This window comes from Mucilaginibacter sp. KACC 22773 (genome assembly GCF_028736215.1).
In the GTDB taxonomy this organism is placed as follows: domain Bacteria; phylum Bacteroidota; class Bacteroidia; order Sphingobacteriales; family Sphingobacteriaceae; genus Mucilaginibacter.
Genome location: NZ_CP117883.1, coordinates 3,192,352 through 3,209,387 on the forward strand (window position 1 = coordinate 3,192,352; position 17,036 = coordinate 3,209,387).

A 17,036-nucleotide genomic window follows, 5' to 3' on the forward strand; every position below is an offset into this window, starting at 1 on the left:
ATTATTGGCCCCGCCCAACTCCTTTAATATCTGCCAGTGGAGCGCCTTGAGTTTAGATCACGGATAGGTAGTTAAGAAAACAGTTCTATAAAACCATAAAAGGAAGTTTTTTTTGAAAAACTTTCTTTTATCAGGCAAATCAAAAACCCCTCCCCTTTAGAGAGGATTGGGCGAACCTATTGTTGTTGATTGCCCAACAATGGGGCAAACTTTTTAACGTAATCCTTTAATTGGCCATCGAATTTCTTAAATAATGCCGGCTGATTATTTTCTTTAACAAAATCGGTCATGCCATTTAATATTTGTAACCCTATTTGAACATCGCGGGTGCTCAAAGTATTATCGTTTGATGTTAGCAAATGGTAATTATAATCAAGCTGATCGGTTACGTACTCATCAAGATGGTTTGCCATTTTGGTACCTAACACTACATCATTTAATTGAAATGCCATTTGTATCAAAAATATTTTACGGCCGGCAATGTCAATGTAAGGGTTAATGTCGGGCATTTCCTGATCATATTTATGCAGTACTTTTAAAGCAAGGTCGTTATGCCCCTCCTTCATCAGATTCTGGATCAAATCGGTAAAAGTGGTAGTCATTACCGGGTAAAACATCGACGTTGACTCGTGATCAAGATATTTAGCGGTTTTAAAGTTCCCGAATTTAAACTTGTTCATCACATTATTGTACATCACCATTGTGTTTGTTTTACTTAACTGGTCATGCACGGTGGTGTCTTTCTGGAAAGGTATTAAATGGTAAGTAAAACCTTCTTTATACAGGTATGGCTGTAAACCAATCAGGTTTTCGTTGCCAATGGTTGTAGTAAAACAAATAGGCCTTTTCCAGTTATTATGCGCAAGTATATCCAATATCGCCAGGTTCTCTTTGGTTACATAATTTGGCGGAAATTTCCAATCCATTACGCTTGCAAGCCTGCTTTTTTGATCGGGCGTTACCACTCCCATTTTTACTACCTGGTCCGGGTTTATGGTTAGTTTTAAATTTTTGGTAGGCAGGTAATTGCCAAAATCGCCGCTTTGGTATTCAACCTGGGCGGCTTTATCATCAGATGTTATAAAGTCAAAAACCTCTTTTACTTCCTGCGGACCGTCTAATTTTTTGTCGTTAAAATAAATGGCGTCACGTACACCTTCCTTATATTTATCATAAGGCATGGTAATAGGCAAAGGATCCGATTCATTCATTTTTTTCTGCATCTGGCGGATGTACCAATCACCGGTAAATAAACTCAGGTTCACGATGCGTACGTCGGGCCTGATGCCTTCAACTTCCTGATCGTACCATAACGAGTAGGTATCATTATCGCCATAGGTAAATAAGATAGCATCTTTAGGGCACGATATCAGGTAGTTATAAGCCATATCGTGCGGTGTCATTTTTGTAGAACGGTCGTGATCGCCCCACTCCTTGCTTGCCAGCAACACAGGCGCAGCCAATAAACATATAGCTGTTGATGCTAAAGCGGCAGTTCTGCCATCAATAAATTTACGGGCGCTTTCGGCAATGGCTATAACGCCTAAACCTATCCAAATAGCAAAGGCATAAAAGGAGCCAACATAGGAGTAATCACGCTCGCGCGGCTGCACATTGGCTTGATTAACATATAATACAATAGCAAGGCCGGTAAAGAAGAAAAGTAACAATACTACCAGCGCATCTTTCTTTTTACGGTTAAAATGGTAAGCAGCCCCTATTAAACCGATAATGAGCGGTAATGCATATAATGGCGTATAGGTTACTGCTCCTGTAACTGATTTTGGCAAATGCCTGCCGCCATCAAATATTCCGGTTGTCCAATTACCATCAATGGCTACCATGCTTTGCTGGCCATCGGCGTCATTGTATCGGCCCACAAAGTTCCATAAAAAATAACGCCAGTACATCTGGTACATTTGCCAGGTAAACATCCAGCTTAAGTTGTTGGCAAAATTTGGCGCCTGCCCCTCAGGAATGCGCAGCCACTCTTTATAAAACTGAACATCCTGCGGATCGGTACTGTACATACGCGGCAAAATTGTGGTATGATCATATACCGTTTCAATTTTTTTGCCAGCATTTTCATATTTGGTATTTCCTTTACGATAAATGATGCTTCCCTCCTTTTGTTCGGTAACCTGCGCATCATAATACTGCCCAAAAAGCAAAGGGTTTTCGCCGTACTGGATACGGTTTAAGTAACCATAAAGGGTAAATGCATTATCGGGGTGCGAGTTATTTAAATCGGGATTTGCAGTAGCCCTGATAGGGATGTAAGCAAATGAGCCGTATCCAAAATAAATAAAAGCAATACACAACAAAGCAAGGTTAAGCGTTGGTTTTTTTGCACGGATACTATATGTAATACCCAACACAAGGGCGGCCACGATGATAAGCATAAAAAAGAATGCACCGCTGCCAAAGCCCAGCCCCAAGGTATTTACAAAGAAAAGGTCAAAGTAGGCGGCAAATTTAATGGTGTATCCCCTAACACCGTACTGTACCAGGCCAAGGATAACTATACCGGCCAAAAACGCCAATATTCCGTTACCTACATTTACATTTTTACTCCTGCGGAAGAAATAAACAATGGCCAAAGCCGGTATGGTTAATAAATTAAGCAGGTGAATACCTATTGATAAACCAATTACATAGGCTATAAAAACCAGCCATTTATCGGCGCCTTTTTCATCGGCGTGGGCGTCCCATTTTAAAATGGCCCAAAATACAATAGCGGTACATAATGATGATAAAGCAAATACAATGGTTTCAACGGCCGAAAACCAGAAAGTATCTGTATAAGTGAATGCCAACGCGCCAACCAGGCCTGCGCCCATAATCATGATCAGGTTTGTTTGGCTAACCTCGTCATCACGTTTATTTAGTAATAATTTTTTGGCTAACGCAGTAATTGTCCAAAATAAAAACATAATGGTAGCCCCGCTGGCAATAGCCGACCCCATATTGGTATAATAAGGCACCTTAGCATTGTTGCCAAATGAAAGTAATGAAAACAACTTGCCCAACATGGCAAAAACAGGGTACCCCGGTTGGTGAGCAACCTGTAGCCTATAGGCGCATGAAATAAATTCACCGCAGTCCCAAAAACTAACTGACGGTTCTAATGTTAAGATGTAGGTAATTGAAGCTATAACAAAGCAAAGCCAGCCTAAAAGATTATTGATTTTTTTGTACTGCATTTATATTAAATAGTAAGGGTTTTATCGCGCGGGCAAATATCACTATTTTTAAATGGTAATTAAAAAAAACAGTTTGCCTGTGCCAAATTTAACATTTATTAACTTTTTTAGAACAAGATATTCGGACTCAAAAATGTCCTGCAAAATCTATTACCAATGAAAATTTTTATCTTACCATAAATAATACTTATTTTGTTGCGATGCAAAAAATCTACCCATTTCTGTCCATAAAATCATTTTTGTTAGCCGGCATCCTCCTGGTTTCGGTTCAAGGGGTTAAGGCACAATCAACCTATCTGCCAAACTCCTACCAGCTGTACCAAAAGTTCAATGCCGATATTTATTCAACAAAAACAGCGTTTCATAGTTCCATGCGCCCATTTTTGATAGATAGCATTATCCAGCACAGCTATGATTCGGTTATGAATGTTGGAGTGAGGCCCAACAGTAAAAGCTGGGTCACGCGCAAATTATTGAATGAACATCTTTTTGAAGTTAACAGGCCCAATTACACTTTTTACGGTGATATTATCCTGGATTTAGACGTAAGTAAAGATTTTAGCGCAAAAACAGGCGGCCCGGCTCAAAGATATTCGGCGCAAGGGCAGCTGGCTACTTTAACTGTAAATTCAAGTAATTATTTAAATACCCGCGGTTACCAGTTTGGTGGCACAGTTGGCAAAAACTTTTCATTTTATACCAGTGGTTATGAAAATGGGGCAAAATTCCCTACTTATTACAATACGGTAGTTAATGCCAACGGCTTTATACCCGGTCAATCCTATTTGCGTAATTACCAGGGAATCGCAAAAAATTCGGCTGATTGGTCGTACGTTACAGCAATCTTGTCCTATAACGTAACAAAAAACCTTAACGTTACCCTGGGCGAGGATAAAATGTTTATCGGCGATGGGTACCGCTCATTATTGTTATCAGATTATGCTGCCAATATGCCCCTTTTAAGGGTTACCGCCAACTTAGGCAGGCATGTGCAGTACATGGCCACCTGGGCTTACATAGAAGATATTAAAGAAACAAAATTTGATGCTTTTGGCAGCAACCGCCGTAAGTGGGCATTTTTTCATTACATAGACTGGAATGTGAGCAACCGGGTATCATTCGGCTTCTTTAACGCGCTTATTTCCCCGGAGGCCGATGCAAACGGCAACAGGCGCGGTTTTGATGCCAATATGATAAATCCTATTTTCTTCTCCAGCTCATTGGGGCCATCCCAACAACCTAAAGACAATACTTTAGTTGGCTTTACAGGCAAATACAAAATCCTGGATAAAACTGCGTTGTATGCCCAGCTATTGTTAGATAGGTTTAAAGCAGGCAGTTTTTTCTCGGGTAATAATGCAGATAACACCAACGGTGTGCAGGTTGGTATCCGCGGCGCCGATCTTTTTGCTGTAAAGCGCTTTAACTATCTTTTTGAGTTTAATACCGTTAAACCGTATACTTACCAAAATGCAAACACCATAAGCAGCTACAATTTTTACGGCGATCCGTTGGCGCATCCTTATGGCGCAAATTTCAGAGAAGTGCTGGGCATCCTTAACTACTCTTTCGGCCGGATTGATCTGCAAGGACAAATAAACTATGCCAAATATGGTACAGATACACTAAAAAGCATAAACAATGGCAAAATAGTGAATAAGCCATTTGTACCAACGGCAACTACTACTACCAATGTTGGCCAGGGATTGAGCACCCAGCTTTACTATGCCGAAGGCACAATTTCATTTTTAATTAACCCTAAATATAATCTCCGTTTTGAATTAAGCGGCTTGTACCGGCAGGAAAAAAGCGCGAAAGCAGATAATAAAACAACGATGCTTACTTTTGGGTTAAGAAGCTCGTTCAGGAATTTGTATCATGATTTTTAAACACGATTAATGAATTAGGCAGGATTTACTATATTTTTTTGATAACATTTTACAACGTGATGTATTAAGTATCACGTTTTTTGTTTGTACTTGCTAAATTTAATGCTCCGTCATAAGACCAATGGCTGTATGGTAAATTGCTGGATTAGTTTTTTTATATAACTATTTTGACATAAGCAATCGATTAATAATCACATACATTAAAACGGATTGAAATGCAGAATTTTATTCTGCAAAACTACCAAGAAACACCGTTCCGACAGAATAAATATTCCTTTATAGTAAATAAAAAGTTAAATTAAATTTATATAATTTATTAATATACAATTAGTTATTGTTTATATAATAATTTTATTTGGCAACCAAACAGACCAAATAAATGGGAGGTTAAGCTAAAATAAGGTCACAATACCAAAATCCGGCTGGTTTGTGATCGGGGTTTGTAACGCAGGAATCGTCTGTGTTTTTAGGGGCCCGATATTCCTTAAAAATTTTAATCCCGGTTTTATAGTTAACGGGCTTTGAAAAAATAGGCCCCTTAAAAGTGAACGTGTGAAACTCGCCGTTCTCTCCGCAAACATCTACATCATCGGGCAGGGCATCAATCAGTTCGGCGCTGAGCTCCCTCCCTACTATTCGCTCAAGGCGTGCCTGGGTACAGGCTATCACCGTTCCAAATCCAAGGCTTAAAAATTCATTGATTAGTTCGCGGGTATCTCGTTTCCATAATGGGTAGATGCCGGTGAGGCCAACTTCGCTCAACCTTGCATCACGATAGTCTTTCAAATCCTGCAAAAAGATATCGCCGAAAATAGAATGCGTTATCCCCTCGCTTTTGAAATGAGCCAGGTGATAATGCATAACCTCGTCATACTCCTTCATGCCTGGCATCTCGGGCAACCGGATCTGGTATAATGGTATACCAATACTTTCGGCCTGTTTTATCAATAGTTCCGTGCGTACGCCATGCATCGAGATCCTGTCGGCAGCATCGTTAACAGTTGTTACCAGGTACCTGATGTCAAGGTCAGCATTTTGCAGGCAATGGTACAAAGCCAGTGCGCTGTCTTTACCGCCGCTCCAGTTAAAAATACACTTCATTTTAATTATTGAATTATTGATTTAGTGAATTAGTGATTTGGCAGATTGGTGAAGTAGCATTGACAGGATGTATATATGTTATTGCTCATTTAACAATTCATTTACCAGGGCCACCACCCCTACTGTCGCTTTTTCCTGGATCTTGATGACCGGGCCGCGCACATTGATATCGGGTATTTTAGGGTCGATAACATACCGGGGTACATCGCGGTTTATATAGCCAATCAATCCGGCGGCCGGGTATACGGCTAACGAGGAACCGATCAGCATAAAAATCTCCGCACGGCCACAAATTCTTGCGGCCGTTTCAATCATGGGCACAGCTTCGCCAAACCAAACAACGTGGGCGCGTAACGGCGATCCTAATTCGCATACCTCGTTCATGCCAATCTCCCACCCCTCAATGGGGTAAGTAAGTTCAGGGTTAACACTTGATTGCGAACGCGTGATAACGCCGTGCAGGTGTACAACATTGGTGGAGCCTGCCCTTTCATGCAGGTCGTCTATATTTTGGGTAATGATGGTTACATCGTATTTCGCTTCCAGTTTGACCAGGGCGTAGTGTGCGGCATTGGGTTGTGCATCCATCACATTTTTGCGCCGCTCGTTATAAAACTGCTGTACAAGGGCCGGGTTACGCTGCCACGCTTCGGGTGTTGCCACATCTTCTATATTGTAACCCTCCCAAAGGCCGTCGCTGTCTCTGAAGGTCTTTAAACCACTCTCTGCGCTTATACCTGCTCCTGTTAATACTACCAGCTTTTTCATAAAGTAAATATTAGTTCATAAAAAAAGCGACCTGCATAATGGCAGATCGCTTTTCAATTTTATCAATTCAAATTAAAGTGCCAATTGTTTTTGTGTGCGTAAAAAAGTGTACCTGGTTTTAGCAAGTTCAAAACCGCCAAATAGCAGTAAACCAAACACCATGTCTCCTAACACCATATTTTTTTCAAAAGGAATAGCCTTAACTAACGATTGACCATAACCTGCTAAAGTATGCGGATACAGTGTGCCGTATAAAAATGGCAGATCGATAATGAGCCAGTGAATCAATACCGATGCAACAGCTGCCAGCAACACGTTAAGCACATTTACCTTTTTGATAAAGCTACCTACTAAAACCATCAACGCAAAGCAAAGATAAACCCACGCCGCACCACTATACCACAAAGTAACTTTTGAGGTATACAGGTAATTGATGATGATATCGGTAGTAAAAAGGGTAAGTAATACAGTTACATATCCCTTCCATTTTTCGGTAAAGTAAACACCGCCAAATACAGCTATCGCGCCCACAGGTGTAAAGTTACTCAGTTCCTTATACTTAAAGGTTATTAGCCTGAAAGCTGCAGCAACAACTATCATTAAAATCAGGATAATGTTCCTGTTGATGGTATCTTTTTTATTCATGGTTTTATTTATGACGTAAAATTACTCATAATCATGTTAAATAAAAACTACTAATTAAACCGGTATTTTGCACCAAGCGTAAAGTTTATACCCCGTGTGTTATAACCCAGCCAATCGGTATATTTTTGATCGAGTACGTTGTTCAGGTCCCCAAATACATCCAGGTTTTTGGTGGCTTTTAGTTGCAGGTGAAGATCAACCAGGTTATAGCTTTTTAAAGTAGTTATTGTAGATGGATAAGTGGCGAAATTTTGATCGGCCCTGTTACCGGTATACTTATAATTCACACCTATCAGGAAATTTGCACAGGCCTGGTATGAAACATTAGCACCAAAAGTATTTTTGGGCCTGCGGTATAAGTTAGCCGTTTGTTTGCCAGCTTCATCCGTTTGCTTGCCGGTTACATAGGCAAAGTAAGCTGATGCTGTTAGCTTGTTTGAATTGTATTTCAGTTCAGTTTCAAAGCCCTTATCTTTTTGAAAAGATCCATTTTTATAGAATGAACTATAAGGAGGCACAGATTCAGAGAAGAAATAAATTACATCTTTTGTATTGCGTTTATAAAATACGGTGTTAAATGACAATGCATTTTTTACGACCTCCCAATCAAATCCGGCCTCGTACGATGTAGTTGTTTCAGGCTTTAATTTACTATTTCCGTATTGAGAAGACAGCTGGTATAAAGATGGTGATTTAAAGGCCGAAGCAATAGTTCCGAACACTTTAAACTGATCTGCTAAATAAAGCGAAGGATTAATGGTATAGGTGAAGTTATCACCATATTTGCTGTGGTGATTGTACCTGCCGCCCAACTCCATGTGGAAGATATTTGATTTAAAAAATAACGACGTGTAAACACTGATAATGCTATTGTGGGCGGTATCATCGCTTATAACACTTGGACCAGGGTGGTAACCGGTTTGCTCAAACAAGCTGTATTGACTGGTATTGCTGTATTTATAACCGGCACCACTTGTAATATCAAAATAACTGCCCAAATTATAATTCAAAACAGCTTCCAAATTGCTTATGCGGCCGGTGTTTTTTGTTACCTGGTTGGTTTCATAATTATCGGGCGGCAGATTTTTAAAGTGGTTACGAACCGTGTTTTGGCTGGCATTAAACACCAATGTTCCTTTGGGTAACTTCACTTTAGCTCCTAAACCACCAAATATAAACGTATTGTTGTAGGTGTAGTTGTTATCGTTAGTAAAAGCGCCATACGGCAAATCGCCGGTGTTATAGCTGCCCTGGAAGTTACCATTCAGGCTGAATTTTTCCGAGATATATTGATTGATGTTTACGCTTGCCGAACGTTGGTGGAAACCATCTTTTTTAAATCCGGCTTTATTTGTAGTATCGGTAGCGGCCGCAAAACCCCTTGAATCTGTATTAGATAGGTTAACGGCAATACCGGTGTGATTTATTAAACCACTTAGCCCGGCCGATTCCTGGAAGGTATTATAACTTCCGCCCGTTAATTGCACATTACCTTTTAAGCCCTGTCCCTGCGGGTGTTTGGTGATGATGTTGATCACACCCGCCACAGCGTCTGATCCGTAAAGTGTCGATCCGCTTCCTTTTAATATTTCAATTCTTTCTACCTGGTTTAACGGGAAGGCGTTAAGATCATAACTACCATCAATTGAGCCAGCATTGTTAACGGGGAAACCATCTATCAATATCAAAGTATTACCCGATGAGGCGCCGCGTAAAAAAACTGATGTACTAATGCCGGGCGCGTTCTGGGCACCAGAGAAAGTTATCCCGGGGACGGTATTCAATAACTGGGGTAACGTTTTGCCTTGCGAACGGTTAATCTGCTCTGCCGATATTACGGTAACTACCCTACCTATATCGGTTAGTTTTTTTGGTGAGCGGGTGGCGGTGACAACCACATTATTTAATAACCGGGTGGTATCCTGCGCAAACACAGCAGTGCTGCATAAACCCACCTGTAATAATCCGAAAACAATTTTAAAGTACTTTTTTTTCATGTATTTGCTATAGCGTTAAATAATAATGCAGTTTAAATAGCACAACACAGACTGATAAAATGAAAACACACCACCCAAAGAAGAGCATTCACATTCAGGCTTCAATCCACGAAAGCTATGAATAATTTATAATGCTCTGGCAGGTCTTCTGACTTACTCCCCTTTCGTTCTGTCTTCCCTGAGCTAAGCGCAAGTGACTTTAATAGAATGAACTATGGTTATGGAGCTTACAGCTGCGGGACAGTTCCGGATTTACACCGTATTCCCTTTTAATCCTTTATGATATGCTATAAAGGAACCTAAAGCTCTGTAAAGGTAGGTTATGTACGGCAGATACGCAAGTTGTTTGAAAAGCCCGAGCTGGTTTAAAGCCATCCGTTTAGCCATCCCCATTTGTTTTTGGTATGGCTTTACCATAATTTTTGCGGATTTTTGGATCCAAGATTATGCGCTATTTTTTTCATATTGGTTATCATGGCACACAGTACAGCGGCTGGCAAAAACATGCCGGCGTTGCAAGTGTACAATCCGTTTTTGAAATAGCTTTAAGCCAAATATTAAAAACGCCCATAACTGTTAACGGCTGTGGCCGTACCGACGCGCAGGTGCATGCCAGCCAATTTTTTTTTCATATCGATTTAGCAAAGGAATGGGATTTCGATCTCTTTTTCCGCCTCAATAAAATACTGCCGGATGATATCGCGGTATTTGATATCATCCCGATGCAGGGCCTGCCCCACGCCCGGTTTGATGCTGTGCAGCGCTCATATGATTATTTTATTCATACTTATAAAGACCCTTTTTTAAGTGCTTTTAGCGCCTTATATCCCGAAACCAACCTCAACATTGATGAAATGAAAAAGGCTATAGCGCTGCTCCCGCGTTATAACGATTACCGCGCCTTTTGTAAAATGCCCGACAGGGTTGACCATACCATTTGCAACGTGAGCTCGGCAAGCCTTTTTGTTAGCAGTAACGGCGACAGGCTCCGGTTCAACATATCTGCTAACCGTTTTTTGAGCAAAATGATCAGGATCATTATCGGCCGCCTGCTGGAAATTGGCCGTGGCGAAATAAGTGTTGATGAATTTGAAAGTCACCTCATCAGCAAACAAACGCCAAAAATCATCATCCCAGCCTATCCCCAGGGACTATACCTGTCAAAAGTAACGTATCCTTACCTTGATATCCCCGCCAAACCAACGTTTACAGGCCTGCTCCAAAAGGATGAAAACCCTGTTTGGCAATCAATATAATACCTAAAGTATTCCCTGTCTTGGCTCTTGATTCTTGAATCTTGACTCTTTTCAAGGAAATTTAGGTAAATTCGCCCTCTTAAATACTTAATAAAGTTCTCAGATGGTGTGGTTTGAAAAATTGAAGCTGAAAAAACAGCTGGTTCGGTCGGTAAATGAAGCTGGTTTTACAAACCCTAAAGAACTGCAATTAAAAACCCTTTCAAGAATTGTAGGTGGCCAGGATATCATCGCCATTGGTTACGAAGGTAGCGGCAAAACTACCACCTATGTGCTTGGTGTATTAAACCGCTTTAATTATGCGCCCGAAGGCGTTCCGCGTGTATTGATCCTTGTACCCGATAAAGAGGACGTATTTGGGGTGATAGAACAATTTGACCGCCTGAACAAAAACAAATCAATAAAAATTGTTGGCTTGTACGTTGCTCCGGGTATTGAAGCCCAGATGGACGCCTTGGCCGACGGTGCCGATATAGTAGTAGCTACTCCCGACAGGGCACGCGCCATTTACCTGAAGCTCGCCCTTAACCTTAACAAGGTTGATATGTTTGTGGTTGATGATGCCGATGAAATGATAAAAAGAGGCATGCAGCTTCCTGTTGTAGAGCTGGCAAATAGCATTGGCAAAAGCCAGAAACTGGTATTTACCGAGGTAATGCACAGCAAACTGCAAAAGATGCTGGATCCTTTTATGAAAGATCCTGCTATTGTGGAGGTAGAAGCATTGGCAGAACAACCGTTAGAGACACATCCGCAATTTTTATATAACGTACCCAACTTCGGCACTAAATTAAACCTGCTCAATTTGTTTATGTACGATGAAGAGCTATTTACCAAAACCGTAGTTTTTGTAAATACACGTGCAACTGCCGATAAAGTTTATAAAAGCCTGCAAGCACGTTTACGCACTGCCGTGGCTTATTTAAATCCCCAGTTTTTTGATAGCCCGGGTTTTAAATCGATAGAAACATTTAAGGCTGATGAAGGCGCCAGGGTACTGTTGGTAGCTAATGAGCAGGAAGAAGCTTTTAGCCTGGCCGATATTCCTTTTATTATTCATTTTGACGTACCGGCAGAAAAAGAACTGTTTATTGATCGTGTAACCAACCATTACCCGGAAAGCCAGAACGAGACAATGGCCCTCACTTTTGCTACCGACCTGGAGCTTAGCCAGGTTAAGAAGATAGAGCAGGCCACCGGCAAAAAAATAGCCCTTGCCGAGTTACCCGAAGAGCTTATCATTGAAAAAGAAGTAAAAGCAAAAAAAGAACCTAAACCAAACCCCGATGCCCCTATAGTTGGCGCGGCTTTTCATGAAAAAAAGGCTGCCAATTCAAAAACTTATAACTTTAGCTCGGGCCAAAAAGCTAAAATGAACAATAAGCGCAAGCACTAATTTTTTTTGGTAAAATAGTGGATATACATATCCTCTACCTTTTTACGTGCCCATGGCGTTTTGCGCAAAAACTTCAGGCTGGATGATATGCTCGGATTATCCAAAAAACAATTAATTCTTATCTGGTAACCCAGTTCGGCCCAACCAAAACGGGCCACCAGTTCGTTCAGGATCGTTTCTAAAGTTTTTCCATGAAGCGGGTTATTTACTTGTTGCGGCATATGCAAAGGTAAATAAATTATGTTTTACATCTTTTCAGCTTAAATTGCCAAAGTGTTAAAAGAGCATGGGGTTTTAAGTTCGTTTAGCGGAAACATAGTGTAAAATTATAGGGTATTTTATTAAAATAACCTAAGCTAAAGCATAACTATATTTATCTATCCCCGTTTAAATATATTTGACATACAATACCAAATAATTACTTAATTTCCAGCATCTAAATTGTATGCACCATATACCCCAATTTAATAACATCCTGATATCAAATGAGTGGCTATAAGTTTTACCTGGTTTTATTTTTTCAAGCTATATCATTATCAGCAATTGCCCAGGATCAGCCTATTCACTTCCAGCACATCGGCAGCAAGGAGAACCTTTCCGAACTTAATGTAAACTCCATGATCCAGGGTAGCCGCGGCTTTATATGGGTAGGTACGCGTGATGGCTTAAACCGCTATGACGGCAGTAAGTTTAAGGTTTTCAGAAATAATATCAACGATAATACCAGCATCAGCAATAATTCCGTAAACCATATTGTTGAGGATAAAAATAGCGATCTGTGGATAGCCACCAGCGGTGGTATTAATAGATACGATCGCCAAAAGAACCGCTTTTACCGTTATCTGCACAACGATAAACTACCAAACAGCCTTACAAACAATTACACTGTAAACGTTGCCCTGGATAAGGATGGTAATTTATGGATAGCTACTTTAAAGGATGGCGTTGATGAGTACATCATCAGTCAAAACAAATTTGTTCACTACAAGTACAATAAGGATGATCCACACAGCCTGAGCGATGATCACGCAAGGGTTATTTATGTTGATGGTAAAAAAAATATATGGATAGGTACCGCATCTGGCCTAAATCTTTTTAATCCTAAAACCAAAAGTTTTACCAGTTTTAAACATGATGAAAACGACGACAGAACCATATCTTCGGACAGAATAACCAGTATTTTTGAGGATAGCAACCACCGGCTATGGGTTGGCACCGGGAACGGATTAAACTTATTTGATGCCAATACGCTAACGTTTAGACATTTTAAAAACATTGCCAATAACTCCAATTCGTTACCGTATAACGGGATACAATGCATTAACGAAGACAGCAACCATAACTTATGGATAGGTACTGAAAACGGCGGACTCAGCATTTTTAATTTTACCGAAGGCAAATTCAGTAATCACTTCCAGGACGATATAGATAATAGCAGTATCCCCAGCAATTCCGTTGATGTGATATTGAAAGATAAGTTTGGCAATATGTGGCTAAGCACCTTTGCATCAGGCATTAGCTTTTATAAAAAGACGAATGAAAATTTCACCCAATTTAAACACAACTCACGGGCCAACAGCTTATCTAATAATTTTGTACTAAGTATTACCGAAGATAAAAACCATAATATTTGGGTTGGCACTGATGGCGGCGGACTAAACCTGTTTGATATTAAAACAGGGACTTTTAAAGTTTATCGTTTTAATGCCCGGGATAAAACGAGTATTGGGGGCAATAATAACCTGGCCTTAAAAGAAGATGACAAAAATAACCTATGGATAGGCACCTGGGGCGATGGCGTAAGTGTGATGAATTTGCAAACCCGCAAATTCAAAACATACAAACACAATGAAAACGATTCTACCAGCTTAGGCGGCGACAACGTATATGCTATAACAACCACCCTTGATCATAAAATATGGATTGGCACGCTTGGGCAGGGGCTTGATTTATTTGATCCTAAAACAAACAGTTTTATTCATTACAGGCATAAGGCAAGCGACCCGCAAAGCATTAGCAGCGATAATATTAATTCGCTTTTAGGCGACTCGAAAGGTAACCTTTGGGTTGGTACCAATGATGCCGGCTTAAACCTTTTTAATACAACAAGCAATACGTTTAAAACTTTTAAATATGATGCGTCAAAAAACAGCTTGAGCAATAATTCCGCTCTTGATTTGTTCGAGGATCATTTGGGGAACATATGGATCTGCACTTATAATGGTTTAAATCGTTTTGATCCTAAAACAAACAAATTTACCGTTTATAAAGCCAGGGATGGCTTACCTAATGATTACGCTTATGCTATAAGAGAGGATAATAACTACAATCTTTGGATAAGCGGCAATAATGGCCTGTCGAGATTCAACCCGCGAACAAAAACGTTCAGGAATTTTACTACTGACGATGGTTTACAGGCCGATGAGTTTAAACCACACGCAGCTGTAAAAAGCCATGATGGCACTTTATATTTCGGCGGGGTTAACGGATTCAACATATTTAATCCTGACAGGATAACCCAAGCCGTTTATGATCCACCACTACGGTTAACCGATTTCCAAATCTTTAATAAAACTGTTCCTGTAGCCCAAACCAATGATGATCCCTCACCATTAAAAAGGGATATTACGGAAACAAAATCTATTACTTTAACCCATGAGCAATCGGTTATTTCTTTTGAATTTGTATCACTGGATTTTGCCCAGGCTAATAAAAAAGAATATGCATACCAGTTAGAAAACTTCGATAAAAACTGGAACTATGTAGGCACCAAAAATACTGCTACATATACCAATTTACCGGCTGGCGACTACACTTTCAAGGTAAAAAGCCGTAACAGCGATGGCCAGTGGTCAAAGCACGAGCTAAGTTTAAATCTTACCATTTTGCCCCCTTTCTGGCTTACCTGGTGGTTTATTTCGGCTATACTTTTGCTTGTGCTTACTTTAATTTATAGCCTTTACCGGTGGAAGGTAAACAGCATAGAAAATCAAAAACGTTTGCTGGAAGAGCAGGTATCTGAGCGTACCACCGAAGTTTTACAACAATCGCAGGAATTAAAAAAGCAATCGGAAGATTTGCAGTTACTAAACGAAGAATTGCAGGCACAGTCGGAAGAGTTGCAAGCCTTAAATGAGGAGCTATTATCCCAATCGGAAGAGCTGGAATTGCATATGGCGCATGAAAAAGAGGCCCGTGAAGAGGCCGACAAAGCCAACCAGGCTAAAAGTATTTTCCTTGCCACCATGAGTCACGAAATTCGTACGCCGATGAACGGCGTTATAGGCATGGCTTCCCTTTTGGGCGAAACCGAGCTGAACACCGAACAGCGGGAATATACGGATACCATCATATCATGCGGCGATAGCCTGGTGAACGTGATAAATGACATTCTTGATTTCTCTAAGATAGAGTCGGGCAAGATGAATATGGAGCAGGAGGATTTTGACCTACGCCATTGCATTGAGGAAGTGATGGACATTTTCTCGCCCATAGCTTCGCAACAGGGACTGGAACTGGTGTACCAGATAGACCCTGCCCTGCCCCAGCAGGTTATTGGTGATAGTTTGCGCCTTAAACAGGTTATTACCAATTTAACCGGCAATGCACTTAAATTCACGCAAAAGGGAGAAGTATTTATAAAGGTATTTTCGTCGAAAACACATCCCGATGGACAGATTGAAATAGGTTTCAGTATCATGGATACCGGTATAGGTATTTCTGAAGAAAAAGTATCCAGCTTGTTCAACGCCTTTTGGCAGGCCGATTCATCAACCACGCGCAAATACGGCGGCACTGGCCTTGGCCTTGTAATTAGCCAACGCCTGGTTAAATTGATGGGCGGCGATATTTGGGTAGAGAGTGTGTATGGCGAAGGATCGGTATTTGTGTTTACTATCAAAGTTGCGGTGAGCCAAAAACAATCAAAATATGTTCCCCTTGTATTTGATACTGCTGATCTGGAAGGCAAAAAGGTATTGGTTGTTGATGATAATAAAACCAATCGTTTTATCCTTAAAACCCAACTGGAGCAATGGGGCCTTATTACACATACAGCATCATCTGCGACAGAGGGACTTGATTTGCTGGCCAATGATAACGACTATAACCTGATTATAACCGATATGGAAATGCCGGAAATGGATGGTGTTGGCTTTGCCGAGGCTGCCAAAATAAAATATCCGCAGCTGCCCATTATCATGCTCAGTTCCATTGGCGATAGCTCGAAGGTAAAATATCCGGGCTTGTTTGCAGCTATTTTAACAAAACCGGTTAAGCTAAATCAGTTAGGCAAAAGCGTACAAGCCGAATTAAGGAGTGTTGGAAAAGCGTCGGCGCCCGAACCCAAAGCAGTTAAGTTGCTTGACAGTAACTTCGCGGTGGAATATCCGCTAAATATACTTGTGGCCGAAGATAACCAGGTTAACCAAAAACTAATAAGCCGGATGTTGAGCAAACTGGGCTATGAATTTGCAATGGTAGAGAATGGACTTGAAGTATTAAAAAAACTGGACGAGCAGGAATTTAACGTCATATTGATGGATGTGCAGATGCCCGAAATGGACGGTTTTGAGGCCACCCGGTCAATCCGCGAAAGTGACCGTAAGCTACAGCCCTTTATCATCGCCATGACCGCCAACGCCGGCCCTGATGACCGTGACATGTGTATAGCCGAAGGTATGGATGATTACATTGCGAAACCCATGAAATCAGAAGGGCTAATTGCAGTGTTGAAAGCTGCACATAAAATGATGGATTGGGTGAGTAAAAAAGTTAAATAG

Annotated in this window: 10 protein-coding genes and 1 riboswitch; of the genes, 4 read left to right on the forward strand and 6 right to left on the reverse strand. The window is 40.8% G+C overall.

The genetic code is table 11. The features are described from left to right. Nucleotides 1-176 precede the first annotated feature (176 nt). Complete coding sequence (locus PQ469_RS13440; protein WP_274213415.1) at nucleotides 177-3,203, reverse strand: glycosyltransferase family 117 protein; 3,027 nt, start codon at nucleotides 3,201-3,203, stop codon at nucleotides 177-179. Between the two features lie 200 nt (nucleotides 3,204-3,403). On the opposite strand from PQ469_RS13440, the gene PQ469_RS13445 reads away from it, so the two are divergent. Beyond that, nucleotides 3,404-5,092, forward strand: coding sequence for a gliding motility protein RemB (locus tag PQ469_RS13445; protein WP_274213416.1), 1,689 nt, complete (start codon nucleotides 3,404-3,406; stop codon nucleotides 5,090-5,092). Between the two features lie 387 nt (nucleotides 5,093-5,479). On the opposite strand, the gene PQ469_RS13450 is transcribed toward PQ469_RS13445, so the two are convergent. The 4 genes from PQ469_RS13450 to PQ469_RS13465 all read right to left on the reverse strand — a co-directional run bounded on the left by PQ469_RS13450 (nucleotide 5,480) and on the right by PQ469_RS13465 (nucleotide 9,603). Then, nucleotides 5,480-6,193 (reverse strand): Dph6-related ATP pyrophosphatase, encoded by a 714-nt coding sequence (locus PQ469_RS13450; protein ID WP_274213417.1) that lies wholly within the window; start codon nucleotides 6,191-6,193, stop codon nucleotides 5,480-5,482. Between the two features lie 78 nt (nucleotides 6,194-6,271). After that, the gene (locus PQ469_RS13455) at nucleotides 6,272-6,961 is read right to left on the reverse strand and encodes an SIR2 family NAD-dependent protein deacylase (RefSeq protein WP_274213418.1); all 690 of its coding nucleotides are present in this window, start codon (nucleotides 6,959-6,961) and stop codon (nucleotides 6,272-6,274) included. A gap of 72 nt (nucleotides 6,962-7,033) precedes the next feature. Continuing rightward, complete coding sequence (locus tag PQ469_RS13460) at nucleotides 7,034-7,606, reverse strand: DUF6580 family putative transport protein (RefSeq protein WP_090651045.1); 573 nt, start codon at nucleotides 7,604-7,606, stop codon at nucleotides 7,034-7,036. 50 nt (nucleotides 7,607-7,656) lie between these two features. Continuing rightward, nucleotides 7,657-9,603, reverse strand: a complete 1,947-nt coding sequence (locus PQ469_RS13465) for a TonB-dependent receptor plug domain-containing protein (RefSeq protein ID WP_274213419.1) — start codon at nucleotides 9,601-9,603, stop codon at nucleotides 7,657-7,659. Between the two features lie 121 nt (nucleotides 9,604-9,724). After that, a riboswitch (cobalamin riboswitch) is annotated at nucleotides 9,725-9,922 on the reverse strand. 127 nt (nucleotides 9,923-10,049) lie between these two features. On the opposite strand from PQ469_RS13465, the gene PQ469_RS13470 reads away from it, so the two are divergent. Both PQ469_RS13470 and PQ469_RS13475 read left to right on the forward strand, forming a co-directional pair. Further along, entirely contained in the window at nucleotides 10,050-10,859 is an 810-nt protein-coding gene (locus tag PQ469_RS13470; protein ID WP_274213420.1) for a tRNA pseudouridine synthase A, read from the forward strand. A gap of 103 nt (nucleotides 10,860-10,962) precedes the next feature. Then, a complete protein-coding gene (locus PQ469_RS13475; protein ID WP_337993763.1) occupies nucleotides 10,963-12,255 on the forward strand; it encodes a DEAD/DEAH box helicase in 1,293 nt (430 codons plus the stop codon). Here PQ469_RS13475 and PQ469_RS13480 read toward each other — a convergent pair. After that, nucleotides 12,252-12,476 carry a VF530 family protein gene (locus PQ469_RS13480; protein ID WP_274213421.1) on the reverse strand — a complete coding sequence of 75 codons (225 nt, stop codon included), beginning with the start codon at nucleotides 12,474-12,476 and terminating at the stop codon, nucleotides 12,252-12,254. The genes PQ469_RS13475 and PQ469_RS13480 overlap by 4 nt on opposite strands. A 264-nt stretch (nucleotides 12,477-12,740) precedes the next feature. Between PQ469_RS13480 and PQ469_RS13485 the strand changes: the two genes are divergently transcribed. Continuing rightward, entirely contained in the window at nucleotides 12,741-17,036 is a 4,296-nt protein-coding gene (locus PQ469_RS13485) for a hybrid sensor histidine kinase/response regulator (protein WP_274213422.1), read from the forward strand.